The sequence below is a fragment of the Snodgrassella sp. M0110 genome, assembly GCF_016101465.1.
Lineage (GTDB): Bacteria > Pseudomonadota > Gammaproteobacteria > Burkholderiales > Neisseriaceae > Snodgrassella > Snodgrassella alvi.
This window is the reverse complement of the sequence record NZ_JACFQM010000008.1, coordinates 38,256-64,486: the sequence shown is the minus strand read 5'-3', so window position 1 is coordinate 64,486 and position 26,231 is coordinate 38,256. Positions and strand designations below refer to the sequence as shown.

Annotated in this window: 22 protein-coding genes and 1 tRNA gene; 11 read left to right on the top strand and 12 right to left on the bottom strand. The window is 39.6% G+C overall.

Annotated features, from left to right (window positions below; genetic code table 11):
* Positions 1 to 80: 80 nt before the first annotated feature.
* From H3T84_RS09895 to radA, 4 genes are all read right to left on the bottom strand, one after another.
* The gene (locus H3T84_RS09895; RefSeq protein WP_198218999.1) at positions 81 to 1,484 is read right to left on the bottom strand and encodes a glycosyltransferase family 39 protein; all 1,404 of its coding nucleotides are present in this window, start codon (positions 1,482 to 1,484) and stop codon (positions 81 to 83) included.
* A gap of 259 nt (positions 1,485 to 1,743) precedes the next feature.
* A complete protein-coding gene (locus H3T84_RS09890) occupies positions 1,744 to 2,394 on the bottom strand; it encodes a fumarylacetoacetate hydrolase family protein (protein ID WP_198218998.1) in 651 nt (216 codons plus the stop codon).
* Positions 2,395 to 2,536: 142 nt separating this feature from the next.
* A complete protein-coding gene (locus H3T84_RS09885; RefSeq protein ID WP_078475561.1) occupies positions 2,537 to 2,839 on the bottom strand; it encodes a putative quinol monooxygenase in 303 nt (100 codons plus the stop codon).
* A gap of 89 nt (positions 2,840 to 2,928) precedes the next feature.
* Positions 2,929 to 4,302 carry a DNA repair protein RadA gene (gene radA / locus H3T84_RS09880; protein WP_110414198.1) on the bottom strand — a complete coding sequence of 458 codons (1,374 nt, stop codon included), beginning with the start codon at positions 4,300 to 4,302 and terminating at the stop codon, positions 2,929 to 2,931.
* A gap of 622 nt (positions 4,303 to 4,924) precedes the next feature.
* On the opposite strand from radA, the gene putP reads away from it, so the two are divergent.
* From putP to secF, 5 genes are all read left to right on the top strand, one after another.
* Positions 4,925 to 6,412 (top strand): sodium/proline symporter PutP, encoded by a 1,488-nt coding sequence (gene putP, locus H3T84_RS09875; RefSeq protein WP_198218997.1) that lies wholly within the window; start codon positions 4,925 to 4,927, stop codon positions 6,410 to 6,412.
* Positions 6,413 to 6,539: 127 nt separating this feature from the next.
* Entirely contained in the window at positions 6,540 to 7,214 is a 675-nt protein-coding gene (gene radC, locus H3T84_RS09870; RefSeq protein ID WP_174833324.1) for a DNA repair protein RadC, read from the top strand.
* Between the two features lie 125 nt (positions 7,215 to 7,339).
* Positions 7,340 to 7,639, top strand: a complete 300-nt coding sequence (gene yajC, locus H3T84_RS09865; protein ID WP_100116356.1) for a preprotein translocase subunit YajC — start codon at positions 7,340 to 7,342, stop codon at positions 7,637 to 7,639.
* Between the two features lie 91 nt (positions 7,640 to 7,730).
* On the top strand, positions 7,731 to 9,584 hold the full coding sequence (secD, locus tag H3T84_RS09860) for a protein translocase subunit SecD (RefSeq protein WP_174833323.1): 1,854 nt from the start codon (positions 7,731 to 7,733) through the stop codon (positions 9,582 to 9,584).
* A 6-nt stretch (positions 9,585 to 9,590) separates the two neighbouring features.
* Positions 9,591 to 10,526 (top strand): protein translocase subunit SecF, encoded by a 936-nt coding sequence (secF, locus tag H3T84_RS09855; protein WP_198218996.1) that lies wholly within the window; start codon positions 9,591 to 9,593, stop codon positions 10,524 to 10,526.
* 178 nt (positions 10,527 to 10,704) lie between these two features.
* Here the strand turns inward: secF and H3T84_RS09850 are convergent, their stop codons facing one another.
* A complete protein-coding gene (locus tag H3T84_RS09850) occupies positions 10,705 to 11,346 on the bottom strand; it encodes a hypothetical protein (protein ID WP_198218995.1) in 642 nt (213 codons plus the stop codon).
* A gap of 188 nt (positions 11,347 to 11,534) precedes the next feature.
* Between H3T84_RS09850 and H3T84_RS09845 the strand changes: the two genes are divergently transcribed.
* Entirely contained in the window at positions 11,535 to 11,888 is a 354-nt protein-coding gene (locus H3T84_RS09845) for a Spx/MgsR family RNA polymerase-binding regulatory protein (RefSeq protein WP_198218994.1), read from the top strand.
* 18 nt (positions 11,889 to 11,906) lie between these two features.
* Positions 11,907 to 12,647: a UDP-2,3-diacylglucosamine diphosphatase gene (locus H3T84_RS09840; protein ID WP_198218993.1), complete on the top strand. Its 741-nt coding sequence runs from the start codon at positions 11,907 to 11,909 to the stop codon at positions 12,645 to 12,647.
* Between the two features lie 286 nt (positions 12,648 to 12,933).
* Here the strand turns inward: H3T84_RS09840 and rho are convergent, their stop codons facing one another.
* Positions 12,934 to 14,196, bottom strand: coding sequence for a transcription termination factor Rho (gene rho / locus H3T84_RS09835; protein WP_100116350.1), 1,263 nt, complete (start codon positions 14,194 to 14,196; stop codon positions 12,934 to 12,936).
* A 651-nt stretch (positions 14,197 to 14,847) separates the two neighbouring features.
* On the opposite strand from rho, the gene H3T84_RS09830 reads away from it, so the two are divergent.
* Complete coding sequence (locus tag H3T84_RS09830; protein ID WP_198218992.1) at positions 14,848 to 15,378, top strand: FKBP-type peptidyl-prolyl cis-trans isomerase; 531 nt, start codon at positions 14,848 to 14,850, stop codon at positions 15,376 to 15,378.
* A gap of 69 nt (positions 15,379 to 15,447) precedes the next feature.
* Here H3T84_RS09830 and H3T84_RS09825 read toward each other — a convergent pair.
* From H3T84_RS09825 to H3T84_RS09810, 4 genes are all read right to left on the bottom strand, one after another.
* Positions 15,448 to 15,523, bottom strand: a tRNA-Asn gene (locus H3T84_RS09825).
* A gap of 124 nt (positions 15,524 to 15,647) precedes the next feature.
* Complete coding sequence (gene argB / locus H3T84_RS09820; protein ID WP_198218991.1) at positions 15,648 to 16,562, bottom strand: acetylglutamate kinase; 915 nt, start codon at positions 16,560 to 16,562, stop codon at positions 15,648 to 15,650.
* Positions 16,563 to 16,850: 288 nt separating this feature from the next.
* Positions 16,851 to 17,312, bottom strand: a complete 462-nt coding sequence (gene ruvX / locus H3T84_RS09815) for a Holliday junction resolvase RuvX (protein WP_198218990.1) — start codon at positions 17,310 to 17,312, stop codon at positions 16,851 to 16,853.
* On the bottom strand, positions 17,305 to 17,883 hold the full coding sequence (locus H3T84_RS09810) for a YqgE/AlgH family protein (RefSeq protein ID WP_198218989.1): 579 nt from the start codon (positions 17,881 to 17,883) through the stop codon (positions 17,305 to 17,307). Before H3T84_RS09810 ends, ruvX begins: the two co-directional genes overlap by 8 nt.
* A 209-nt stretch (positions 17,884 to 18,092) precedes the next feature.
* Here H3T84_RS09810 and gpmI point away from each other — a divergent pair, with 209 nt between their 5' ends.
* The 3 genes from gpmI (at position 18,093) to H3T84_RS09795 (ending at position 22,606) form a co-directional block, all read left to right on the top strand.
* Positions 18,093 to 19,616, top strand: coding sequence for a 2,3-bisphosphoglycerate-independent phosphoglycerate mutase (gpmI, locus tag H3T84_RS09805; RefSeq protein ID WP_198218988.1), 1,524 nt, complete (start codon positions 18,093 to 18,095; stop codon positions 19,614 to 19,616).
* Positions 19,616 to 20,926: a murein hydrolase activator EnvC gene (locus H3T84_RS09800; protein WP_198218987.1), complete on the top strand. Its 1,311-nt coding sequence runs from the start codon at positions 19,616 to 19,618 to the stop codon at positions 20,924 to 20,926. The genes gpmI and H3T84_RS09800 overlap by 1 nt, the downstream gene beginning before the upstream one ends.
* 138 nt (positions 20,927 to 21,064) lie before the next feature.
* Positions 21,065 to 22,606, top strand: a complete 1,542-nt coding sequence (locus H3T84_RS09795; protein ID WP_100116344.1) for a S41 family peptidase — start codon at positions 21,065 to 21,067, stop codon at positions 22,604 to 22,606.
* A gap of 115 nt (positions 22,607 to 22,721) precedes the next feature.
* On the opposite strand, the gene H3T84_RS09790 is transcribed toward H3T84_RS09795, so the two are convergent.
* Positions 22,722 to 23,318, bottom strand: a complete 597-nt coding sequence (locus H3T84_RS09790) for a hypothetical protein (protein ID WP_198218986.1) — start codon at positions 23,316 to 23,318, stop codon at positions 22,722 to 22,724.
* Between the two features lie 353 nt (positions 23,319 to 23,671).
* Positions 23,672 to 26,059 (bottom strand): phosphoenolpyruvate synthase, encoded by a 2,388-nt coding sequence (ppsA, locus tag H3T84_RS09785; protein ID WP_174833311.1) that lies wholly within the window; start codon positions 26,057 to 26,059, stop codon positions 23,672 to 23,674.
* Positions 26,060 to 26,231: the final 172 nt, after the last annotated feature.

Here is a 26,231-nt window from a genome sequence, read left to right as displayed (position 1 = left end):
TTTACCTCTCAGCCTAAAAGCAAACTGAGATAATCCAAATGTATTATTAATCATTTTTAATTTTATATAAATATAAAAAATCATTGTTGTTTTAAACATTTTTTCGGTATGTATGCCTGCCAGACTACCTTAAGAGGCTCTCGATCGGGTAATTTATTCCATCGAACTATCCACTCACCTTGTTTTACAACCAGCTCAGAATGATGGGCTAAAGGTTCTAACCATGGTGTCTGAGGATGTTCATCCGCAGGCCATAATGCCAGCGTACCCTGCTGCTGTAAACGACTACTGCTCATCCATGGAGAATAAGCGGAATTACCGGAAACCATGACTGATGGAGCAAATTTTGAATAAGAAGCTACCAGCAATACTACCCAGTCTGAACCAGTCACACTATCAAGCTTACAAGAAGATAACTCCTGCCATTGATCATCAACCTGTTTGGCCAGTGCAGCCTGAGGCCAGTCCATCCGAGAAGGTTTATGACGGATTCTGGCTCCGAATCCTATATAAACAGCCATCAATATGGTAACAATAAACGCCCAGACTGCTATACCTTTCAGCAAAGATTTATCTTTAGATATAAATACCGGTTCGGGAATCAGAGACACGATTATGAGTCCAGATAGGCCCCACATCGGCATACCCCACATATCACGTAATCCTAGTCCAAAAATCAGTCCGGCAAATACAAGTATCAGCGTAGGAACTAATCCCATCCATAAAAGAAAATACCAGTCACGCTGACGCAATACCTGAACAGACGGGCGTAAACTCAATCGTGTACGGGTAAACAGCAAAATAAATAAAATAGGTAAATGATTAATTAGCTGAGTGCCGAAATAGCCCAGAGCCGCCAGATGCCCGTTACGGTTTGCATCTTCAGCTGAGCGTGCAGAAGCATAAGTCAGTGGTAACCAGTTATGCTCTATCAGCCAGTATATATTCGGAGCAAACACAATCAGAGCAAGCAGAATTGCCAGCCACGGCTTTGGTGTCAGCCATAACCGTCGGTTCGGTGTACACAATGAATATAACACCATAGTTAATAACAGTAAGGCAACGGTATATTTTACCAGCATGCCAATACCAGCCAGCAAACCATACAATAACCAGTATTTCCAGCGATTTTCTCGAATAGCCAGATAAAAGATATAGACTAAACCCAGCCATACTGGCATTTGCGCTATATTATGATTGAATTCAAGAGAAGGCCACGTGTAATAAAATATTGCCAGCAAAAACAATGCACCGATAAAAGCCCGGCTTTTGCTCATTAGTTGCCGGCCAAACAAATAAGCCAGCCATAAACACAATGCTATTGTACATTGACTTAAAATATACGGACCAATATGACCAAAAGTATAGTAAAAAGAATAGAGTACCCAGCTTGAAAATGGCGGATGCTTATAATATCCCCATTGCCATTCACGTCCCCAGTAAATACCCTCAGGAACATCTAAGGGATAACTTGAGGAAAGCATAAAAGGTAATACCGTCCACAAGATGAAATACAGTATTAACCAAAAGGGTAGTCTGAGCGACAATGGTTTGCTTGGCATAAAAAGATTTCAATTTTGAAAGTAAGTTATTATAAAGGGTGCGGTATCTGTTAGACACTACTATATAGCAATATTATCAAGAAACTTATCTGTTGATTTTAAAAAATTATTTACTTAAAGCATTCAGGCGCAATGAAAAATTGCGCCTGAATAATGCAAAATCAGCTCAACTAAAGCTAGCTTAAGCTACTTGGAATGTAGCTTTGATTTTATCCGGCCAGATTAATTCCAGTTCATCACCGGATTGAATCGCAGCAACTCCGGCAGGTGTGCCGGTGTAAATAATATCACCTGCCTGCAAACCATAAACCCCGGACAGATAACTGATAATTTGCCGGCACGTAAACATCATATCTTTTGTATAACCCTGCTGGCGTATCTCTCCATTTACCTTTAAGAAAAATTCCTGTTGCTGGATATCATCAATTTCAGCTGGTGGAATAAAGTGCGATAAACAGGCTGCTGTAGGAAACCCTTTGGCTTTTTCCCATGGCAAACCTTTACTCTTTAACTCTGTCTGTACATCTCGCGCAGTTAAATCCAGACCAATAGCATAGCCACCGACATAATCTAACGCCTCATTTTCCTGAACATCGAAAGCATCTTCTGCCATATATATAACCAACTCACATTCATGATGTACATCGGAGCTATAGGATGGTAATTGAATATCATCAGACTCCAGAGCCAGAGAAGAAGTTGGCTTCATAAATACCACGGGTTCTTCAGGTTTTACATTATGTAATTCTTTAATATGCTCTGTGTAATTTCTTCCAATACAAAAAATATTACCTAAAGCAACTTTTTGTTCTTCGATATAAACGGTTTTCATCTTGTGTCACCAAAAATTAAATCCAGATTTGAAATTAATTACTGTCTGGAAATAGCAATTTATCCGGCCAAAATCAGTTTATCAAAACTGAAAATTCAGCCTGTATAGTCTGTGAGAACCAGAGATAATATATTTAGTAAAATTAAAAAGCAGTAATTTCACTTAATTTTATTAATTGCATTGGTTCTTTCAAGTATGGTTCTACTGTTTTAATCAGGTTTTGAAAATGTACAGTATTACCATGCTCATTAATTGCTGCATCATCAGCCCAGCATTCAATAAATATAATTCGATCAGCCTTATCTAAATCTTTATTAACGGTGTAAAACACATTTCCTTTTTCTTTACGTGACAATTCCACACATTGCTCAACCGCAGCAGCAATATTTATCCAGGCATTTGCTTTCAAATCCATGATCGCAATTAGTTTAATTGGCTGTGACATATTTTATCTCCTTGATTTTTCTTAGACGGTACGAAAGCACCTACAAAAGTAAAGCCTATTCTTTTAATTAGCTAAAGACAAATATAAAATTAATCACGTCGTGTAGCATCTACACCTTCCTGTACCGAATTTACCCCGATAATAGTCAGCCTTGGAAAATCTGCCGTCCGTTTGGGACAATTAGCTGCAGGTACTATGGCATGAGTAAATCCAAGTTTTTCTGCCTCTCGCAAACGTTCCTGTCCGCGCGGAACAGGACGAATTTCACCTGATAACCCGACTTCTCCGAATACAATCAGCTTTTCCGGTAATGGTCGATTACGATAGCTTGAAAGCATGGCCAGAATCACAGCCAGATCTGCTGCCGGTTCGGTAATTTTCACACCACCTACAGCATTAAGAAACACATCCTGATCATAACAGGCAATACCGGCATGACGGTTCAGCACAGCCAGCAACATTGCCAGACGCTCCTGAGCCAGCCCTACAGTTAATCGTTTTGGAGCAAAACCATGAGCATCATCAACAAGCGCCTGAATTTCTACCAGTAAGGGGCGTGAACCTTCCTGAGTAACAAGAACGCATGAGCCGGGAACATCATCGCGATAACTGGATAAAAACAATGCTGAAGGATTGGAAACCCCCTTCAGCCCTTTTTCTGTCATTGCAAAAACACCCAACTCATTAGCGGCACCAAAACGGTTTTTAATAGCCCGAATCATACGATAATTTGAATGAGTTTCCCCTTCAAAATACAATACTGTATCCACCATATGCTCCAGCACCCTGGGACCGGCAATCGCGCCATCTTTAGTTACATGACCAACCAGCAGCATGCTGATACCCTGTTGCTTCGCCAGACGGGTTAATTGTGCTGCACATTCCCTAACCTGTGACACGGAACCGGGGGCTGAAGTAATACCATCAGAATACATGGTCTGAATAGAATCGATTACTACCACTCTGGGTTTTTGGCGTGCAATAACTGCACTGATTGCCTCTACACGTATTTCTGCCAGTAAATGAACTTTGTCCGCACGTACACCAAGACGCTGGGCACGTAAAGCAACCTGCTGAGCTGACTCTTCTCCGGAAACATACAATACGGATTCCTGTTCGGCCATCAAGGCTATTGTTTGCAGCAATAATGTAGATTTTCCAATACCCGGATCTCCGCCTAACAAAATAACAGCTCCGTCTACTAAACCACCTCCAAGTACTCTGTCCAGCTCACTCATTCCTGTTGGCGTTCTCTGTATTTCAACTGCACTGACTTCTGCCAGTAACTGTACCGCCGATTCACTTGATGCCCATGATTGAAAACGACTGCCAGAAGAAGGTGCAGATAAAACTGTTGTTTCTTCCAGAGTATTCCATTCGCCACAATGAGGACAACGCCCCTGCCATTTAGGTGAACTTCCACCACAACTGCGACATTGAAACTGAGTTTTTTGCTTTACCATGAAACCTTTCCGACAATACCTGCATTAAATTCAAACATAGTTTCCTTTGACTATTGAGAAATAATGATTCAATAAAATTGACCACTTTTATTTAGTTCTCTATTTTATCTAAACTTCACCTAGCCAAAACACAAAAACAGAGTAATTAATTTTACTCTTTATCAGCGTATAATTTAGTTAAATTTTTGATACTAAAACCATTAAATCAAAATAGTAATATCCGTATATATAGACAATAGAAGCACTATAATAGTTTTAATCATAATGATTAGCAGATTAAAAAATATGGCAATTTACTGACTCAAATTCAAAAGAGTCTGCACTTATAACTGAACGATAAAATCAAATGTTTTTGGCAAATAGTAATTGCTTCCAAAAACAAATTATAATAATTACTTTGTCTGGCAATTATTATATACTCTGTCAATTCGTGCAGGTTAAATCCGGCTTTGCCTTGATATTCTCTTGCATGATCAATTATTACATTACACTATTTAATCTTTAACATACATCGAAAAAAATGGAATGAATTTTATTTTTCGGCTAATTTTTAGCGGAATACCTTAATGTTCAAATCGGTCCATTTTTATTTCAATTTTTATACACAGGGTTTTTCAAAACTATGTCCTTGCCAATGATTGTCACATTCGCTGTGTACATTTTAGGAATGATTGCAATTGGTTTTTTTGCCTATCGGTCAACACAGAATTTTGGTGATTACATTCTGGGCGGGCGTCGTATCGGCAGCGTGGTAACTGCACTTTCGGCCGGAGCTTCTGACATGAGCGGCTGGCTGCTGATGGGATTACCGGGTGCAGTATTTTTATTTGGTATTTCACAAAGCTGGATAGCCATTGGCTTAGTACTTGGTGCTTACCTGAACTGGTTATTGATTGCCGGACGACTGCGTGTTTTTACAGAAATCAACCATAATGCGTTAACTTTACCCGATTATTTTACGCATCGATTTGAAGATAACAGCTCGTTACTGCGTATTATTTCAGCAGTAATTATTCTGATTTTTTTTACAATTTATTGTGCATCAGGAATTGTTGCCGGAGCTAAGTTATTTGAAAGCACTTTTGGCATGAGCTATGGCTGGGCTATGCTGGCAGGAGCTGGTGCAACTATTCTTTATACGCTTATAGGTGGTTTTTTAGCGGTTAGCTGGACAGATACCATTCAGGCAAGTCTGATGATGTTTGCTCTGATTTTAACCCCCATAATGGTAATCATTAATGCCGGTGGTTTTTCTGATGCACTCATTCATATTGAAAACCTGAATCCGGACTATACCAATCTTTTTGCCCATATGGATTTTATCGCCGTAATCTCATTGCTAGGCTGGGGGTTGGGCTATTTCGGGCAGCCGCATATTTTAGCCAGATTTATGGCTGCTGATTCGCATGAAGTAATGAAAAACGCACGCCGTATCAGCATGACATGGATGATTTTATGTCTGGCCGGTGCCATTACCGTCGGCTTTTTCGGAATAGCATATTTTGCCAACCATCCAGAGCTAAGCTATCTGGTCAACAATGGAAAACAGGAGCGGATTTTTATCGAGTTATCTAAATTACTTTTCAATCAATGGGTCGCCGGTATTATTCTCGCTGCAATTCTGGCTGCTGTGATGAGTACCTTAAGCTGCCAGCTGTTGGTCTGCTCAAGCGCTTTGACAGAAGATTTCTATCGCGCATTTTTCCGTCCAAAAGCAAAACAGAAAGAATTGGTCTGGATTGGACGAATAATGGTGTTTATAGTATCTGTGATTGCCATTTTGCTGGCAATTAATCCGAATAACAGCGTTCTGGATTTGGTGAGCCACGCGTGGGCTGGTTTTGGGGCGGCATTTGGTCCGATTATTATTTTTTCTGTATTCTGGTCACGTATGACACGTAACGGCGCATTAGCCGGTATGATTACCGGTGCCGTCACAGTATTGCTTTGGATCAATTTTAACTGGTTAAATCTGTATTCACTCATCCCCGGATTCATACTTGCATCAATTGCAATCATTATTTTTAGTTTATGTGATAAAAAACCAAGTGAGATAGTACAGGTTCATTTTAAAGATGCTTATAAGCGCTACCATACTAAAACAAAATAAACTTTAATTAACCTGGCGGATTAAACTGTTTTTAAGTTACTCAGTAATCCGAATATGCTCTCAAACCAATTTATTTTATTACATAGCTATATTATGATTATGTCCTTTAATTCACATAATCGTAATAATGAGCATCAAGCATTGGCCGCAAAACGATCGCCCCCGGGAAAAGCTTCTTAAAATGGGCGCCTCGGCGCTAAGTGATGCCGAGCTACTCGCAATCCTGCTGCGCACCGGTACCCGTGGCATGAGTGCGGTAGATCTGGCACGAGAGCTTATTTCTCAACTGGGCAGTCTGCGCGCATTGCTTGAAGCAGATTGTCAGCAAATTTGTCAGTATCACGGAATGGGTATTGCCAGTTATACCCAGTTTGCAGTAATCAGGGAAATAAGCAGACGCATGCTGGCAGAAGAAATTTATTGCCGCCCTATTTTTACTCAGCCGGCTGCAGTGGCTGATTTCCTGCGTTTACATATAGGCTATGAAAAAGTGGAGGTTTGTGTAGCTTTACTGCTGAACCAGCGTAACGAGCTTATGCAAACCATTGAACTGGCGCGCGGTACCATCAATGAAGCACGGGTTTACACTCGCGAAGTTGCTACAGCAGCTCTAAAACATCACGCAGTCTCAATTATTCTGGCACATAATCATCCAGGACAATCTACTATGCCGTCTAGCGGCGATATTCAATTTACCAGAGAAATAAAAGCCGCTTTAAATCTGCTGGATATTCGTTTATTGGATCATTTTATTGTTACTGCTGAAAAAATAACATCAATGGCTGAATTAAATTTGCTGTAATAATAATTATGGTTTGCAAATATTTATTCAGAAGCAAAACACTGCAAAACTGGATAAATTTATCATTGGCGATTACAATATCTGGTTTAATAGCGTTATTTACTTGAATTAAACGGAGTAGCCCCATGATTGATTTTGCTTATGCTGCCGACACTGCCGCTGCACAAAGTGGTTTTATGCAGTTTGTACCACTTTTATTAATTCTTGTTGTATTTTATTTTCTGATTATCCGCCCGCAGCAGAGCAAGCATAAAAAACATCAGCAAATGCTAACCGAGCTGAAAAAAGGCGATAAAGTTGTCACTTTAGCTGGCATCGTCGGCAAAATCACTAAAGTAAATGAACAGTACTTCACTTTAGAAATTGCTCCGAAAGTTGAAGTAGAATTCGAACGCAATGCTATTAGTGGCAAAGCTCCAGAATAAAACCAGTTATTCTGCCGCAACTATTCGGTTGCGGCCTTTGTTTTTTTTATTTATTAATTGAAAACAATAGTCTGCAAACAAGGCAGCAAATATGAATCGTTATCCTTTGTGGAAATATCTGCTTATTATCGTTTCAGTCGTATTGGGACTGCTATATACCATTCCCAATTTTTTTGGCGAAATACCGGCAGTACAAATCTCTACCAACCGTCAGGCCATTATCATTAATGAACAAACCGAAAATACGGTGAAACAAGCCCTGGCTGATGCGCATATTCAGCATCAGGGCATGTTCATAACTGATGGCAGTCTGAAAGTACGTTTCAGTGATACTGAAACTCAGCTTAAAGCACGTGATGCCATTGCTTCCAAATTTGGTGAAGGCTATATTGTGGCATTAAACCTTCTTGCCAACACCCCGGAATGGATGGAAAAAATTCATGCCAAACCGATGTTCCTTGGTCTGGATTTACGTGGTGGTGTGCATTTCACTATGCAGGTTGACATGGACTCAGCCGTTGACAAAACACTTGACAGTTATGCAGGTGATATCCGCCGTCAGCTGCGTAAATTACAAATCCGTAGTGGCAATATTGTTAAAAACGGGCAGACACTGGTTGTCCCTTTCCAGTCGGCAGATGACGCGTCCACTGCCATATCCGGATTAAAAAAATATCTTAATGATGCAACACTTACTCAGAATGGCGATCGTCTGATTGTCAGCCTGAGTAATACTGTCCTGACCAGAATCCGTACCGATGCAGTGAAACAGAATATTAATACCCTGCATAACCGCGTTAATGAGCTAGGTGTTGCTGAACCGGTTATTCAACAGGCCGGGCCGGACAGGATTGTCGTACAACTGCCGGGCGTTCAGGATACGGCTAAAGCCAAGGATATTATTGGCCGTACTGCCACTTTACAAGTACGTATGGTTAGTGATGATCCTAATCAGTATCAACAGGCGCTGCAAGGCCATAACCCTGATGGATTTGAACTATTGTCTTCCGCAGGTAATGGGGCGCCTACACTGGTCAGCAAACAGGTCGAACTAACCGGTGACAATATTAATGATGCTCAGGCCAGCTTTAACGACCGCGGGCAACCAGGCGTCAGCGTAAACTTTGACAGCACAGGCGCCAGTATTTTTGCCGATCTTACCCGAAACAATGTCGGTAAACGCATGGCAATGGTACTTATCGACCAGGGTAAAGCTGAAGTCATTACTGCACCAGTAATCAATGAACCGATTCCCGGTGGTAAAACCATTATTTCAGGCAATATGAATATTGCCGAAGCCAATGATACCGCTTTGCTGCTGCGCGCAGGTTCACTGGCAGCACCAATGAAAATTATTGAAGAACGTACTATTGGTCCTTCATTGGGTAAAGAAAATATCAGTAAAGGCTTTCATTCCACCTTATGGGGCTTCGTAGTAGTAGCCATATTCATGATGCTTTACTACCGGATGTTCGGGCTGTTTTCAGTAATTGCCCTGTCATGTAATCTGTTATTCCTGATTGCCATCTTGTCAGCAATGCAGGCAACTCTGACACTACCGGGTATTGCAGCTATTGCCCTTACACTGGGTATGGCAATAGACTCGAATGTACTAATCAATGAACGTATCCGTGAGGAGCTGCGTCATGGCAACACACCGCAGATATCAATTAATGCCGGTTATGATCATGCCTGGCATACCATTGTGGATTCTAATATCACTTCTTTGATTGCCGGTCTGGCACTATTGATTTTTGGTTCAGGGCCTATTCGCGGATTTGCTGTAGTACATTGTCTGGGTATTATTACATCTATGTATTCGTCAGTAGTAGTTTCCCGTGCTATTGTTAATTTGTGGTATGGTCGCAAACGCAAACTGAAAACACTGTCTATCGGCCATATCTGGATTGCAGATAAAGCTGCCACCGATAAAAGTAAGGCTTAATAAATTATGGAATTCTTCAAAATAAAACGTGATATCCCGTTTATGAGCTATGGTAAGCTGACAACGGCGATTTCATTATTTACTTTTATTCTGGCTGTATTTTTTCTCGTGACTCGCGGGTTAAATTTTTCTGTAGAATTTACCGGCGGTACTGTAATGGAAGTGGAATTCAAACAGAGTGCTGATTTAAATAAAATTCGCACAGAACTGGATGGATTAAAACTGGGAGATATACAGGTACAGGCATTGGGTACAAATAAGCAGATTATGATACGCCTGCCCAATAAAGCCAATATGACCTCAGCACAACTTTCCAATCAAGTGATGGATTTACTCAAACAGCATAATGACGGTGTAAGCTTGCGTCAAGTGGAATTCATCGGGCCGCAAGTGGGCGAGGAACTGGTTACTCATGGCTTGCTGGCTTTAGGCATGGTTGTGATTGGTATCATTATTTACTTATCCATGCGTTTTGAATGGCGATTTGCTGTGTCCGCTATTATTGCCAATATGCACGACGTTGTAATTATTCTCGGCTGTTTTGCTCTGTTCCAATGGGAATTTTCTCTTACTGTACTTGCAGGCGTTCTTGCCGTGCTCGGCTACTCTGTTAATGAATCCGTAGTAGTCTTTGACCGTATTCGTGAAAATTTCCGTAAGCCACATATGCGTGGTAAAAGCGTACCGGCAATCATAGATAATGCCATTACCGCAACCATGAGCCGTACAGTTATTACTCACGGATCAACAGAAGCAATGGTTATTTCTATGCTGGTATTTGGCGGAGCTGCTTTGCATGGTTTCGCAATGGCATTAACAATTGGTATTGTGTTTGGTATTTATTCCTCAGTATTAGTAGCCAGCCCGTTACTACTGATGTTTGGTCTGAACCGGCAAAATCTGGTTAAGCCGCCCAAACGGAAAGAGGAAGCTGTAGTTTAAGGTTTAATAACAATTGTCTTCCCAAATCATACAAAAAAATCCAGAATAATTTTTTATTCTGGATTTTTTTGTATGATTATAAAATTTATCTACAAATTTAGGTTTATCTGTACGGCAATCAAAATAAAATTTAAAGAAATTACAAACCTATACTCTTCGACGGGATAATAACTGATTGCTAATGTAATGCCCGTTCGTCTTTCCAACCTTTATCCGTTAAAACCAACACAGCCGCACGACGTTGAGGTTCTTGCAAAGATTTCCACCAGTTTTCATCAGTATTTTTTAATAATTTTTCAGCCCATTTCTCAGGTACCAGTTTTGCATCATAAATCACTTTAGAAACAGTCATCCCATTTGCAGGGGTAGGTTCAGTAAAGAGTACAATTTTATCTACCTTTTGTGTTCCGAGGCAGAGCAAATTTCCCTGAGTATTATTGATCACATTGTCCTCACTTTTACTTGTACGGTAATACACCGCCTGCGGTATATCTTTTCCACCATTAACAGTCAGTGTTGCATCCTTACCTTTTTCATACAAGCCTGCATCAGTTAAAATATCCATTTGCTTTAAAGCCGTTTTATTAATTTTATCGCCATCACTATTTTTTCTGGCAATACGTATTTCTTTACTGCCTAATGCAATCGTGTTATTCATACCACCCTGAGCATTATCCAGCATCAAATTTACCGCCAGACAAACCTTATCATTTTTAGCAAAGTCATTGATCGCCTCAGCAAAATTAGTATTATTTGCCTCTCGTTTACCTCCGCAGGCCGCTAGCAATAAGCTAACAGCTAATACACTTATTTTTTTCATTCCGGTCTTCCTTATAAAATCTGTACTTGTTAAAGCATACTGCCAATATGTCTGATTAGCAACGCAAGCTGTTCAACTCAATACACGGAAACAATTTAAAACGAACCATCGACATAAAACCAACACTTTAAGCAAATATAAGCAAAACGGTATAATAGCAGCTTATTTCCGCAAACAGGCTTTCAAAAATGAGTATACAAATTTACGGTATCAGCCAGTGTAATACTGTAAAAAAAGCACGCCAATGGTTGGCTGAACATCATATTAATGCTGAATTTATCGATTATAAAAAAATATCGCCGACAATAACTGATATCCAGTTCTGGCTTACAAAAGTACCCAAAGAAATATTACTTAACCGTAAAGGTACTACATGGAGAAAATTAAGTACCAGTGAACAGACAATTGCTTTAAGTAATGATGAAGAAGCCATTCGCCTAATGATAAACCAGCCTTCAGTGATTAAACGACCAGTTCTGGTCAAAAATCAATTTATATTGGTCGGTTTTGATCCGCAGCGCTATACTGATTTTTTTGCCTGATATTTCCAGATACAAACCATGAACAACACAACAATATTTATTTCTGATTTACATCTTTCTGAACAGACTCCACCTTTAAATCAATTATTTGATCGCTGCCTGCAACAATGGCAAGGAAATATTGATGCTTTATATATTTTGGGTGATTTTTTTGATGTCTGGATAGGTGATGATGATGATAGCGATTTTATTCGTCATATCAAATCTCAGTTAAAATCTTTTACTTCCATCACACCAATTTATTTCATTCATGGTAACCGGGATTTCCTGATTGGTGAAAAATTTGCTGCAGAATCTGGAATACAACTACTTACATCACCTCAGCAAATAAAGCTTTACAATCATGATTATATTATTATGCATGGTGATGAATTATGCACTGACGATCTTGCATATCAACAATTCCGTGCCCAGTCCCGCAATCCTCTATGGCAAATGGCAGTATTAAGTAAATCTATTGAAGAGCGTCGCTTACTAGCCGGACAAATCCGCCAAATGAGTGAAACACGTAAAAATAATGAAGGTAAAAGTGAGATTTCTGATGTAACAGAACAAGCCATTAATGAACTGATGAGTAGCCATATGCAACCTTCTTTGCCTACACTGATTCATGGTCATACCCATCGTCCGGCCGTACATAAATTACAGTTGAACAACCAGCCTTTCAAACGTTATGTCATACAGGACTGGGCTGATGATTACGGCGGCTATCTGGCTGTAGACGCAGATGGTGTACATGTACATGAGCTTAAGCTATAAATAGAAAAAATACATCTATACTATTAATAAGAATGCTCCTAGAAGCTAATTATCTCATTACTAACTAGAACAGTCAGATTTCGTATCTGAAGACAACGCTATTCAAATAAAAACCGAAAAGATTAAAAATTCTTTTCGGTTTTTATTTATTATTTTTCATTTCCAAATACCCTGCTTTATCCAAGTAATGGCATATCATTATTAAATCACCCATTATATACAGAAATATTAAAATAAAAACCGTGTCTACTAAGCGTAAACACGGTTGATACTAGTTTTAAAAAAATTATTTACTACCGCGCATTAAATCAAAAAAGTCAGCATTATTTTTAGACTGCTTGAGTTTATCAATAATAAATTCCATTGCTTCGATATCATCCATTGGATGCAAGAATTTCCGCAGCAGCCACATTTTTTGCAAATGTTCATTAGAAACCAGCAATTCTTCACGGCGAGTACCTGAACGATTAATATTGATTGCAGGAAACAGACGTTTTTCAGCCATACGCCGATCCAGATGCAATTCCATATTACCTGTTCCTTTGAACTCTTCATAAATCACATCATCCATACGGCTACCGGTTTCTACCAGAGCAGTTGCGATAATGGTCAAAGAACCACCCTCTTCCACATTACGGGCAGCGCCGAAAAAGCGCTTAGGACGATGCAATGCATTTGCGTCAATACCACCAGTCAGAATTTTTCCGGAAGCAGGAATAACAGTATTGTAAGCACGCGCCAGACGAGTAATCGAATCCAGCAGAATGATTACATCTTTTCTGTGCTCTACCAGACGCTTGGCTTTTTCAATCACCATTTCTGCTACCTGAACATGCCGAGTCGCCGGTTCATCAAAAGTGGAAGATACTACCTCACCCCGTACTGAGCGGGTCATTTCCGTAACTTCTTCAGGACGCTCATCAATCAGCAGAACAATCAGTTCAGCTTCAGGATAATTAGCTGTAATCGCATGTGCGATATTCTGCAGCATGACTGTTTTACCAGATTTCGGCGGAGCTACCAGCAAAGCGCGCTGACCAAATCCGATAGGTGCAATCAGATCAATTGCACGTCCGGTAAGATTTTCTCCGGAACGAATATCCCGCTCCAGAACAAACTGACGATCAGGGAATAACGGGGTCAGATTCTCAAATAAAATTTTATGTTTGCATACATCCGGATCGTCTCCGTTAATTTTATCCAGACGAACCAGCGCAAAATAGCGTTCATTATCTTTAGGTACACGCACACTGCCTTCAATCGTGTCACCTGTATGCAGATTAAAGCGCCGTATCTGACTTGGGCTGACGTAAATATCATCAGGCCCTGCCAGATAAGATGTATCCATGCTACGCAAAAAGCCAAAGCCATCTGGGAGAATTTCCAGCGTACCTGAACAGGTAAACGCTTCTCCCTGCTTCATTTTAATGCGCACAATAGCAAACACCAGATCCTGTTTGCGCAAACGATTGGCATTTTCAATACCAAACTCTTCAGCTATGCCCAGTAATTCAGACACATGTAGATTTTGTAATTCAGAAACGTGCATAAAGATATAAATGAACTTATTTATTAGAATTGAAGATAAAATGAGTAAAAAAACTCATAATAATTCCGTTCGCCAGGCTTTATAATGCAAAAAACACACTAAGGCATGGCAAGATTTTTATTGAATGTTGATTTGGTTTAATTTCGTCACAAAAGACATTAATCAAAGATATTAGAATTGACATCTTCTTATAGACATCAATTCTATTCGTTAAGCCTTATAATGTCAAGCCGTTATCAACATCCAAACGCTACTGTTAATAAGCATACCCTTAAATATTGATTATCGCATCAGTTGATACTGATGGATTAAAGAAACAAAATTCATTTTTTAAATTTATATGCTCAATTAATCTGATAAAGCAATAATTATGGTTAATATAATTTTTTTATTGTTATATTAATCCAATTATTTTAATCACACTTTATTACTCAGCCTAGATATTATTCATATTATTAAAATAAGTATATTAATGTAAATACAAACAAGCCATCTCAAAAAGACAACAGCTACGAACAAATAATATATCAAACCCAAAATTTTACGGATTTAAAGCTGTTACAAAATAACCAAGGTATACAGCCGATAAGAAAATGTATTTTCGCAGATGGCTGCTATAATCATCTTTCCATTAACCCTAAAAGAGAAATTATGAAACACTTGTCTTTAATCACTCTGGGAATCACTACTGCACTTATTTTATCAGCCTGTAATTTTGCTGATAACGGATATAAAAATAACAGCAGTGAGCCGGTAGCAGCCTCTACTGCTACTGCACAGGCTACTCGAAACCCACAGCTTACAGGGGATGAGTTTCTGGCCAAAAATAAAAATACCCCGGGAGTAAAAACTACAGCTTCAGGTTTACAATACAAAGTTAATCATGAAGGTTCAGGCAAAAAACCTAAAGCTACTGATATAGTGACAGTTCAGTATGAAGGACGATTAATTGACGGTACAATATTCGACAGCACTGCTCAGCGAAATAATCAGCCGGCTACTTTTCCGCTTAACGGAGTAATCCCAGGATGGACTGAAGGTCTGCAGCTAATGTCAGAAGGCAGTGATTACACATTCTATATTCCTGCCCAACTGGCGTATGGCGAACAAAGTCCTACCAGTGCCATTCCGGCTAACAGCGTTCTGGTATTTGATGTCAAGCTGATAAAGGTTGGAGAGTAATTAAACAAATTAAATTGATCATACCGATAATGGAAAACGCACTCAGTAAACTGAGTGCGTTTTCAAATCTGGCTCCCCGACCAGGGCTCGAACCTGGGACCTGCGGATTAACAGTCCGTCGCTCTACCGACTGAGCTATCAGGGAATGAGGCGAGATTATAGCGATTGTATTTTTACTGTCAAGCCTTTTAAACAACTTAATAATTATAATTCAATTAAATTGTTCATTACACAATAATTAAATATTGATGAATAATTTATATTGTTAACTATTCAGATCGCTCGTTCTGACCAAGTATCATGGTTCCGACACCTTTGTCAGTAAAAATTTCCAGTAATAAGGCATGTGGTACACGTCCGTCAATGATATGGGTATTATGAACGCCATGCATGGCAGCCTGCAAAGTAGCATTAATTTTAGGCAGCATACCATTCTGCAAAGTACCGTCAGCAATTAAAGCACTGATATCGCATGGTGTTAACCGGCTTAATAAATTATTATTTTTATCCAGTACGCCGATAGTATTGGTCAGCATGATCAGCTTTTCCGCTTTAAGACTTTCTGCCAGTTTACCTGCTACTACATCAGCATTGATATTAAAAGCTTCTCCATGCTCACCCACCCCGATAGGTGCTACAACAGGAATATAGCCATGCTCTACCATTTCCCGAATCAGAGCGGTGTCTATTTCTTCAACTTCTCCAACCTGGCCGATATCCTGCTTTTCATTTTCAAAGTTGGTAACAAACAGTTTTTTAGCCTTAATAAAATGATTATCACAACCGGTAATGCCTACAGCATGTCCTCCGTGCAAATTCAGTAAAGACGTGATTTCCTTATTAACACAGCCACCCAATACCATTTCAACAATATCCATGGTTTCACTGTCTGTCACCCGCATACCCTGAATAAAATGATTTTCCTTGCCGACTTTATGTAGTAGTTCATTAATTTGCGGACCGCCACCATGTACGATAACCGGATGAATACCGACCAGCTTGAGCAAAACGACATCTTTAGCAAAAGATTCTTTTAATTGCGGGTCAGTCATGGCATTACCACCATATTTGATTACCATAGTCACACCGGAAAATCGCCGGATATATGGAAGTGCCTCTGCTAAAATATTAGCTTTTGTTTTAGCCTCAATGGTATCAATATTAATGATGGTGTCTGTGCTCATTACTTATCCCAGTTTGATTGAATTGATTATTTTTTCTATGGTTAAGTTTATCTTCTGTTTTGATAAATTAAAACCATAATTTGTAATTAGATGTTTAAACCAGGTACTGAACGGATAAAAACACAACTGTAAACAAACGAGAAAAGCAGATAGGAAAAGCAAATCAGCTGACATTGACTTTACTGATAACTAAATACATTAAAACATTTTTATACAGACGATGTATTCAGTGTTATCAGCAGACAGGATGTGATCTATAAGATTTTTTAAAAAGATGACGGATAAAATTTAATCAAGTTTTGCCATACATGCTCCCGTACTAAAATACGTCGCTAAAATAGCCTGTGCGGCGACCTGATCCAATACTTGCTTGCGTTTTTTTCCAAATACCAATGCTTCGTTCAGTAAACTTTCTGCAACAACAGATGTCCAGCGTTCATCTACCCAGTATACCGGTAAATTAAAACGTCCATGTAAACGATTACCAAAACGACGACAAAGAGCAGTGGCCTCGTCTTCAGCACCATCAGCATGAGTTGGAAAACCCACAATAAGAGCCTGTGGCTGCCACTCTTTAATTAAAGCCTGAATACGGTTGAAATACTGCTCGTTGTTAACAACAGTAATCGTCTCCAGCGGATGTGCGCTTGTAAGCTCGGCCTCTCCGATGGCTATCCCGATACGGGCAGTTCCAAAATCAAAACCAAGTACAGTACCACGCTTTATTGGAGAAAGAGCTGAATCAGGCATGACCCACCATCATACTCAGATTGGTAATATCAATATTTAATAACTGTAAAGCAGCTTTATAACGTTGCTTATAAGGCATATCAAATAAGATCTGAGTGTCGGCAGGTACTGTTATCCAGCTATTATTTGCCAGTTCCTGCTCCAGCTGTCCGGCTGACCAGCTGGAGTAACCAATAGTAGCTACAGCTTTATCCACTGTATTTTCCTGTGTCAGTCCCAGAATAATATCACGGGAAGTTGTCATGGCTATATCATCAGTTACCAATAAACTGCTCTCCCAGGAACCTGTCGGAGTATGTACCAGAAATCCGCGGTCAACCTGTACCGGACCGCCCATCAGAACACTTTGTCCATGGAATCGTTCCGGTGTGGGAGCTTTAGCAGAATCAAACAGTAAATCCATCATAATCGGTGATGGTTTATTCACAATAATGCCCATGGCACCGTCTGCACTATGTTCGCACAGGTAAATCACGCTTTCTTTAAAAAACGGGTCCTCCATTGACGGCATAGCAATCAAAAAATGATTTGCCAGAGAAAAACCGGAAGGAGCGTTTTGTTGTGCAACCATATTGTGCTTATCCATAAAATGATATCAGACCAGATAAAATGAATTTGTCGTTAAATTGGGTTTGTTTTGCAGTTTCTCAAGCCTGCGCTTTTCGTTATAATTCTATCTTACTCCAAAGCGGATTGTTTTAACCGTTTTTTAAATCCTCATCAAAGCAAATAATACTTGCAGACTTGGTCAAAAGCGCGGCCATCACTGAAAGGTCAATTGTGTCATTAATTAAACCTGTTGTTCTTTTAATTCTAGATGGTTTCGGCCATCGTGCCGAAGGAAATGACAATGCTATTTTACTGGCACATACTCCTAATATCGATAACTATCGTCAGCAATATGCTTATGGCACGATAGATGCTTCAGAACGAATGGTCGGATTGCCAGTTGGCCAGTTTGGCAATTCAGAAGTAGGTCACCTGAATATTGGTGCAGGCAGAATTGTACCTCAGGATATTACCCGAATCGATATGGCCATTGAAGACCATACTCTCGAACAAAATCCGGTTTTGCGACAGGCATGGAATAATCCGAATCATACTGTACATCTGATGGGGTTATTTTCTGATGGTGGTGTGCATAGCCATATAGAACATTTTTTTGCAGTTATAGAAGCCGCATTAGCTGCCGGCATGCAAAAAATTGTTGTCCATCCGTTTCTTGATGGTCGTGATACACCGCCGCAAAGTGCCCGTCCCTATCTGCAACGACTGCAACAATATATGCAACAGCATTCTCAGATATTATGCGGAGCAGTTGTCGGACGTTTTTTTGCCATGGACAGAGATAATCGCTGGGATCGGGTTGAAGCTGCTTATAATGCCTTATTTGGCGATGCGCCTTATCAGGCTGATTCACCTGTTGCTGCATTAGATGCTGCTTATACCCGTGGCGAGCAGGATGAATTTGTTAAACCTACCATTGTCAGCCCTCAGGCAAAGCTGCTGGATGGTGATGCCATTCTGTTTCTCAACTTCCGCGCTGATCGCGCACGTCAATTAACTCAGGCTCTTACTTTTGCTGATTTCGACGGATTTAAACGCAAATATCGTGTACAACCGGGATATTTTTCTACGATTACTGCTTACGGCACACAATTCAGCAATCCAGTAATGTTCGAAAAACAATCAGTAAATAATGGTCTGGGAGAATTTTTGGCCGGACAGGGTCTTAGCCAGCTCCGTATAGCAGAAACAGAAAAATACCCGCACGTAACTTATTTCTTCAGCGGTGGTCGGGAAGAGCCTTATATTGGTGAAGAAAGAATTATGATTCCTTCACCCAAAGTGAACACATACGATTTACAGCCAGAAATGAGTGCTGTCGGCATTACTGAACAGATTATTGATAGTCTGAAACATCATCGCCATGATGTTATTATTTGTAACTTTGCCAATGGTGATATGGTTGGACATACCGGCTCACTTGAGGCCGCTATAAAAGCAGTAGAAACACTGGATAGCTGTGTAGCACAGGTTGTCGAAACGACACTTTCTGCAGGCGGAGAAGTGATCATTACAGCTGATCACGGTAACTGTGAACACATGTATGATGAAAAAAATCAGCAACCTCACACACAGCATACAGTTGAACCTGTCCCATTTATCTATATAGGGCGTAAGGCAACAATCCGTTCCGGCGGAGCACTTAAAGATGTAGCTCCTTCTCTTTTAACTGCTCTGGGACTGACTCCGCCTGCAGAAATGACAGGCCAGAACCTAATTGAATTCACAGATAAATAATGAAATCTTTATTCTGTCTCATTCTGATATGGTGCAGTACCCTTTTCTCTTTGGCTATCGCTGCCAATAATCAGAAAATTCAACAACCACCCGGTGAACTGAAACAGGTTCACCAAGCTATTTCAGCAACACAAAACCAGATCAGTAAAACTACGGTTGAACAGAAAAAAATTGATGCCTCAATGGTTGCAACCAGCCAGCAGCTTAATCAGGCAAAAAATGAGCTTAACCGCATTCAGCAACAGCAACAGACCAGTATGCGGCAGTTACAAATCCTGCAAACCAACCTGGATAAAACCCGTACCCAGATTGCAGAAACTCAGACCCAGATAGCCCGTTTACTTAATGCTCATTATCGAAACCGTCAGCCTAACAGCGTATATTTAATGCTAAAAAAGGACCCCTCCGACCAAAAAGGACGCTCGTTACAATATATCCGATATTTAAATGAAGCCAATGAGCAGGTCATTCAGAGTTTACGCCAACAACAATTGCGAATGAATGCACAGCAACAGGCTATCAATAATCAGCAACAGCAACTTTCTTCTTTACAAAAAAAACAACAGCAGCTTATTAATAAACTGCATGCTGAACATGCTATTCAGCAAAGCAAATCCAGCGTATTAAACCAACAACTACAAGTACAGAATAAGCAGTTACAATCATTAAAGGCTGATGAGAAAAGATTGAATAATTTATTAAGTAGGCTGTCAGCCCAGGGAACGATGCGTCGTCTGGCACAGAATCCAGCTAAACCACCTAAACAAAATACCGTTAAACCGGAAAATACCAGTCAACCGCACACTTCTCCCACTACTAAAAATCCTGTAATCAGTGATACAAATAATACAAAACAGCCATCAACTTTAACTGCAGAAGATTTAGCTTTACAGGCTACAGAAAATATTAAAACACCGCTTATTAAAGGTCTTGCACAGAAACAGGGACGTCTTTCCCGACCGGTTAACGGCAGCATATCAGGAAGATTCGGAGAAAACAGACCAAATGGCGGCATCTGGAAAGGATTGTTTTTTTCCTGCAATAATACGACAGTACAAAACATATCTGATGGTAACGTAATTTATGCTGCATTTTTGCAAGGTTACGGCAATACCGTTATCATTGATCATGGTGAAGGTTATCTCAGTATTTATACTGGTTTGTCTTCAATCAGTGTTTCTGCGGGTAATACTGTCAGTACTGGTCAAACCATTGGTATAAGTGGTAAATTACCAGATGGTCAGAACGGACTGTATTTTGAAATTCGTTATCATAATCAGGCAATGAATCCATTATCATGGCTACACTAACACAGACTATACATTGCTATTACCTCTAATTATTTTATAGTGTACACTCTGACAAATTTTGAATTTTCATCATAACCTGTTATATACGGTTATTAGTATCCTGAATTAATGTCGTTATCAGAAAGAACAATAGTAATAATGGCTAAATCTAGATTTAAAAAAGCAGCTCTATATACATTCGGCGCTTTTAGCGGTGTTATTCTCACTCTGAGCATACAGGGTTATGCTAACGAGAAATCCGAACCTCTACCAGTACAATCTCTTCATACTATGGCTGAAGTTTACGGACAAATTAAAGCTAATTATGTTGAGAACAAAACTGACGATGCTATTCTTGAAGGCGCAATGAAAGGTATGGTCAGTAACCTTGATCCGCATTCAGAATATCTGACAGTTAAAGATTATTCAGATTTGCAGGAAAGTACTACTGGTGAATTTGGCGGACTGGGAATGGAAATCAGCTCAGAAGACGGACTGATTAAAATTGTGGCGCCTATCGAAGATACACCTGCTGAGCGTGCCGGTATTAAAAGTGGTGACTACATTGTTAAAATTGACAATGAGTCCACCCGTAACATGACTGCTACTGAAGCTGTGAAAAAAATGCGTGGTAAACCCGGAACCAGCATAACGCTGACTCTGGCTCGTAAAGATGAAACTCAGCCGATTGTGGTACGCCTGACAAGAGCTATCATTAAAGTTAAAAGTGTCCGCTCCAAGCTTCTCGAACCTGGTTACGGTTATGTGCGCATCATGCAGTTTCAGGAACATACTGTAAGCCTGCTGGCCGATGCCATCAGAGATCTGGAAAAAGAGAATAAGCAACCGTTGAAAGGTCTGGTACTCGACTTACGCGATGATCCGGGTGGTCTGTTAAACAGTGCTGTTGGTGTTTCTGCTGTTTTCCTGAAACCGGGAGTAAAAGTAGTTAGTACCAAAAGCCGAGATAAAAAAGAAGGCATGATATTAAAGGCCATTCCTAAAGATTACGTAGTTAGAGGTAATGATCCGCTGATAAATATGCCAGAGGAAATAAAAAATATTCCTATTACAGTTTTAGTAAATTCAGGTACGGCTTCTGCTTCAGAAATTGTTTCCGGTGCGCTTCAAGACTATAAACGTGCTGTAATTGTAGGAACTCAGAGCTTTGGTAAAGGTTCTGTACAAACAGTTATTCCGTTATCTAATGGCGGTGCAGTTAAATTAACAACTGCACTTTATTACACCCCTAATGACCGTTCAATTCAGGCACAAGGTATCGTGCCTGATGTTGAAGTGAAAGATGAAAATCGTAAATTCGAAAGTCGAGAAGCCAATCTTGGCGGACATCTGAGCAACCCGTTAGGTGGTAAAGAAGTTAAAGGGGAGTTAACAGGCAGTCAGAAGAAAACGGCTGCTCCGGCTCCGGTTGCTGATAGTAAATCTGTAAATCAAAATTCTGAAAATGCAACAGATAGAGACGGCGCTAAAGATATAAAAACCAGTAATATTTCCAATAATAAAGACAGCAAAAAAAAGGATAATGAAGACTGGCTGGAAAAACGTGTGCCTAATCCGGCGAAAGATGTTCAATTGAAAGCTGCTCTGGACTTGGTAAAAGATCCAGTAAAATGGAATCAATCACTTGGACTGGCTGCAAAAAAACCAGTTAAAACGGATGACAAAAAAGATAAAAAATAGCATTTTATCTAAAAAAACAGATAGCTTTGCTATCTGTTTTTTTTATAATATTAAAAATCTTTCTGATTTAAATTTAATATGACTGTGATATCACACCTATTAATATCAGAAATAGTTATATATTATTTTTGACTGGCAAATTCGAGTAATTAGTACAAGGTAATCTATTTATTATTTCTTGTCTTAATGGCTTGACAGCAGTTTCTATTTCATTCGAATTATTACTATTTAATATCAGATCATACAGCTGCAATGCTTTAATAGCATAAATAACCTTCAGCTTAATTTTCACAGAACTATCATGTTTTTGATTAAATGCTTTTTTCCAGGTCTTAATATCTTTATCTGTAAACTGGTTTTCACATAATTGTTTCAAACTTTCATCTGTTTGTTTTTGTTTACTTTCATCTAAATTCACTATTGAAAAATAGTCACGATTGGTGGATTCTAAATCATAGTAAATCGCCAACTTCAATTGATCCATACTATTCCCTCTTTTGGCCGATTTTTCTATTTTTTTTAATATTTTATCATTATAGTTAACTTTATACATATCATTAGCTATATTTTTTGTGAGCTCGGTATTTTGGAATCTATATAAATCAGAATGTACAGAAGAAACAAATTGAGAAATCATAATAGCTTCCGAATAGGAAAATTGACTGCTAAAGATAAACAATAAACCCATAACCACCAGTTTTCTGTATTTCACTACTATCTCCTTTGCGATTATTACTAAATTTGAAATAAAAACACTAATTTACATATTAGCAATTTACAGTAGCGATATCATATCTCTATAACAACAATATAAATAGTGAAAATTAAAAATATACTTTTTTAATTTTTCATACATACATATTTTTGCCCTTGATTATCAATTAATTCATTAACATATGAATATAATAATGTAATTTAAAATATTTATAAAATTAATTTTTTAATTTTGATTAAATAAGAAGTAATATTAATAATTAGTGTCACAGTGATTTTATTAATCCAGAATAAATAAAAGACTGCCATTTAAATGGCAGCCTTTATTTGTTTATTTTTAACTGAAAAGATTTATTTCTTCAGTTCCTTAGCAAGATATAACCATGTTTCAATTACAGTATCAGGATTCAAAGAAATTGTTTCAATTCCTTCCTCAATCAACCATTTAGCAAAATCAGCATGATCAGATGGTCCTTGCCCGCAAATACCGATATATTTGTTTAATTTACGACAAGCCTGAATTGCCAGACTAAACATCACTTTTACAGCCGGATCGCGTTCATCGAAAGTACCTGCAATCGGCCCACCGCTATCACGATCCACACCCAGAGTTAGCTGAGTCATATCATTTGAGCCAATAGAGAACCCATCAAAATATTTCAGGAACTGTTCAGCAAGGACTGCATTTGTTGGCAGTTCACACATCATAATCAGACGCAGACCATTTTTACCACGCTCCAGCCCGTTGTCTTTCAATGCGCGTACGACATTTTCTGCCTCTTTCAATGTACGTACAAATGGAATCATAATTTCAACATTAGTCAATCCCATTTCATCACGCACATATTTCAGTGCTTTACATTCAAGTGCAAAGCAATCTTTGAAATCATCAGAAACATATCGGGCTGCACCGCGGAAACCCAGCATCGGATTTTCTTCATGAGGCTCGTATTTATTACCACCTAAAAGATTGGCGTACTCATTAGACTTAAAGTCAGACATACGCACAATTACTTTTTTCGGATATACAGAGGCAGCCAGTGTTGCCACACCTTCAGCAATTTTATCAATATAAAAGTCTACCGGAGATGAATAGCCGGAAATTCTGTCAGTAATGGTGGCTTTCATCTGTTCATCCTGCTGATCAAATTCCAGCAAAGCACGAGGATGAATACCAATCTGGCGGTTAATAATAAATTCCATTCGTGCCAGACCAATACCATAGCCCGGTAAACCTGAGAAGCTGAATGCCAGCTCAGGATTACCTACATTCATCATGATTTTGGCTGGTGATTCAGGCATATTATCCAAAGGTATTTCATTGACATCAACTTTCAGTAAACCTTCATATACATAGCCTGTATCCCCTTCAGCACAGGACACCGTTACTTCCTGACCATCCTGCAAAGCAGAAGTTGCATTACCACAGCCAACCACTGCCGGAATACCCAGCTCACGCGCAATAATGGCTGCGTGACAAGTACGTCCGCCACGATTGGTAATAATCGCAGAGGCACGTTTCATAACCGGCTCCCAGTCCGGATCGGTCATATCAGTAACCAGTACGTCACCTGGCAACACTTTATCCATCTCATCAACAGATTTAACCAGACGTACTTTACCCTGACCGACTTTCTGACCGATGGCACGACCTTCTACCAGAATGGCAGATTTATCATTAATCTGATAGCGACGTAGAACACGGCTGTTATTTTCCTGTGATTTCACAGTTTCAGGACGAGCCTGCAAGATATACAGTTTGCCATCAACACCATCACGCCCCCATTCAATATCCATCGGACGGCCATAGTGTTCTTCAATTGTCAGTGCATACTGTGCCAGCTCAGTAATTTCTTCGGCACTGATTGAGAATTTTTTCCGATCGGCAGCATCAACATCTACTGTCTGTACAGATTTACCTGCCTGAGCCGCATCAGTGAAAACCATTTTAATCAGTTTAGAACCCATGGTTTTACGCAGAATCGCAGGACGTCCGGCACGCAGAGTTGGTTTATGTACATAGAATTCATCCGGATTTACTGCACCCTGTACAACAGTCTCACCCAGACCATAGGATGATGTAATGAATACAACCTGATCAAAACCAGATTCTGTATCCATGGTGAACATTACCCCGGAGGCGCCTTTATCAGAACGTACCATCCGCTGAACACCGGCAGACAGAGCCACTACATCATGAGCAAAATTTTTGTGCACACGGTAGGAAATGGCACGATCGTTATACAAAGAAGCAAATACATGGTGCATAGCTTCTTTGACATTATCATAACCGCTTATATTCAGAAATGTTTCCTGCTGACCGGCAAAAGATGCATCAGGTAAATCTTCAGCAGTCGCAGAAGAGCGTACAGCCACGCAAATCTGGTCAGTACCGGCATCAGCTACCATTTTTTCCCATGCTGCCTGTAAATCTGCTTCCAGTTCAGGCGGAAATGGGGTGTCCATGATCCATTGACGGATCTGTTTACCTACCCGGGCCAGTTCGGCAACATTATCTACATCTAGTGCCTTTAGCTCGTTATTGATACGTTCACTCAAACCTTCGTAAGCAAGAAAATTGCGATAGGCTTCGGCAGTGGTAGCAAAACCACCGGGTACACGCACACCTTTTTCGGTGAGCTGTGAAATCATCTCGCCAAGAGATGCATTTTTGCCGCCGACGCTTTCAACATCAGTCATGCGCAGATTTTCAAACCAGATTACGTTATTACCGGCCATGATGGTTATCCAGTGAGGAGTGGGAAAGTTGAAGACGACCTATTCTAACTAGTCAGGTATAAAATGTCATGTATTTTTGGCTATTTATCCGGCCTTAATTGAGGATAATTTATCACTAATCAAACACTATTCAGATACAAATCCTTGATACCTTGAATATTTTAATTTAAAT

Coding starts and splice junctions, on each gene's coding strand:
- ppsA (WP_174833311.1), bottom strand. CDS start 26,059: ATGGCCGGTAATAACGTAATCTGGTTTGAAAATCTGCGCATGACTGAT.
- H3T84_RS09840 (WP_198218993.1), top strand. CDS start 11,907: ATGAACAACACAACAATATTTATTTCTGATTTACATCTTTCTGAACAG.
- secD (WP_174833323.1), top strand. CDS start 7,731: ATGAATCGTTATCCTTTGTGGAAATATCTGCTTATTATCGTTTCAGTC.
- H3T84_RS09795 (WP_100116344.1), top strand. CDS start 21,065: ATGGCTAAATCTAGATTTAAAAAAGCAGCTCTATATACATTCGGCGCT.
- yajC (WP_100116356.1), top strand. CDS start 7,340: ATGATTGATTTTGCTTATGCTGCCGACACTGCCGCTGCACAAAGTGGT.
- H3T84_RS09830 (WP_198218992.1), top strand. CDS start 14,848: ATGAAACACTTGTCTTTAATCACTCTGGGAATCACTACTGCACTTATT.
- rho (WP_100116350.1), bottom strand. CDS start 14,196: ATGCACGTTTCTGAATTACAAAATCTACATGTGTCTGAATTACTGGGC.
- H3T84_RS09895 (WP_198218999.1), bottom strand. CDS start 1,484: ATGCTTTCCTCAAGTTATCCCTTAGATGTTCCTGAGGGTATTTACTGG.
- H3T84_RS09800 (WP_198218987.1), top strand. CDS start 19,616: ATGAAATCTTTATTCTGTCTCATTCTGATATGGTGCAGTACCCTTTTC.
- H3T84_RS09810 (WP_198218989.1), bottom strand. CDS start 17,883: ATGGTTGCACAACAAAACGCTCCTTCCGGTTTTTCTCTGGCAAATCAT.
- H3T84_RS09885 (WP_078475561.1), bottom strand. CDS start 2,839: ATGTCACAGCCAATTAAACTAATTGCGATCATGGATTTGAAAGCAAAT.
- argB (WP_198218991.1), bottom strand. CDS start 16,562: ATGAGCACAGACACCATCATTAATATTGATACCATTGAGGCTAAAACA.
- ruvX (WP_198218990.1), bottom strand. CDS start 17,312: ATGCCTGATTCAGCTCTTTCTCCAATAAAGCGTGGTACTGTACTTGGT.
- secF (WP_198218996.1), top strand. CDS start 9,591: ATGGAATTCTTCAAAATAAAACGTGATATCCCGTTTATGAGCTATGGT.
- H3T84_RS09845 (WP_198218994.1), top strand. CDS start 11,535: ATGAGTATACAAATTTACGGTATCAGCCAGTGTAATACTGTAAAAAAA.
- radC (WP_174833324.1), top strand. CDS start 6,540: ATGAGCATCAAGCATTGGCCGCAAAACGATCGCCCCCGGGAAAAGCTT.
- putP (WP_198218997.1), top strand. CDS start 4,925: ATGTCCTTGCCAATGATTGTCACATTCGCTGTGTACATTTTAGGAATG.
- H3T84_RS09850 (WP_198218995.1), bottom strand. CDS start 11,346: ATGAAAAAAATAAGTGTATTAGCTGTTAGCTTATTGCTAGCGGCCTGC.
- radA (WP_110414198.1), bottom strand. CDS start 4,302: ATGGTAAAGCAAAAAACTCAGTTTCAATGTCGCAGTTGTGGTGGAAGT.
- H3T84_RS09890 (WP_198218998.1), bottom strand. CDS start 2,394: ATGAAAACCGTTTATATCGAAGAACAAAAAGTTGCTTTAGGTAATATT.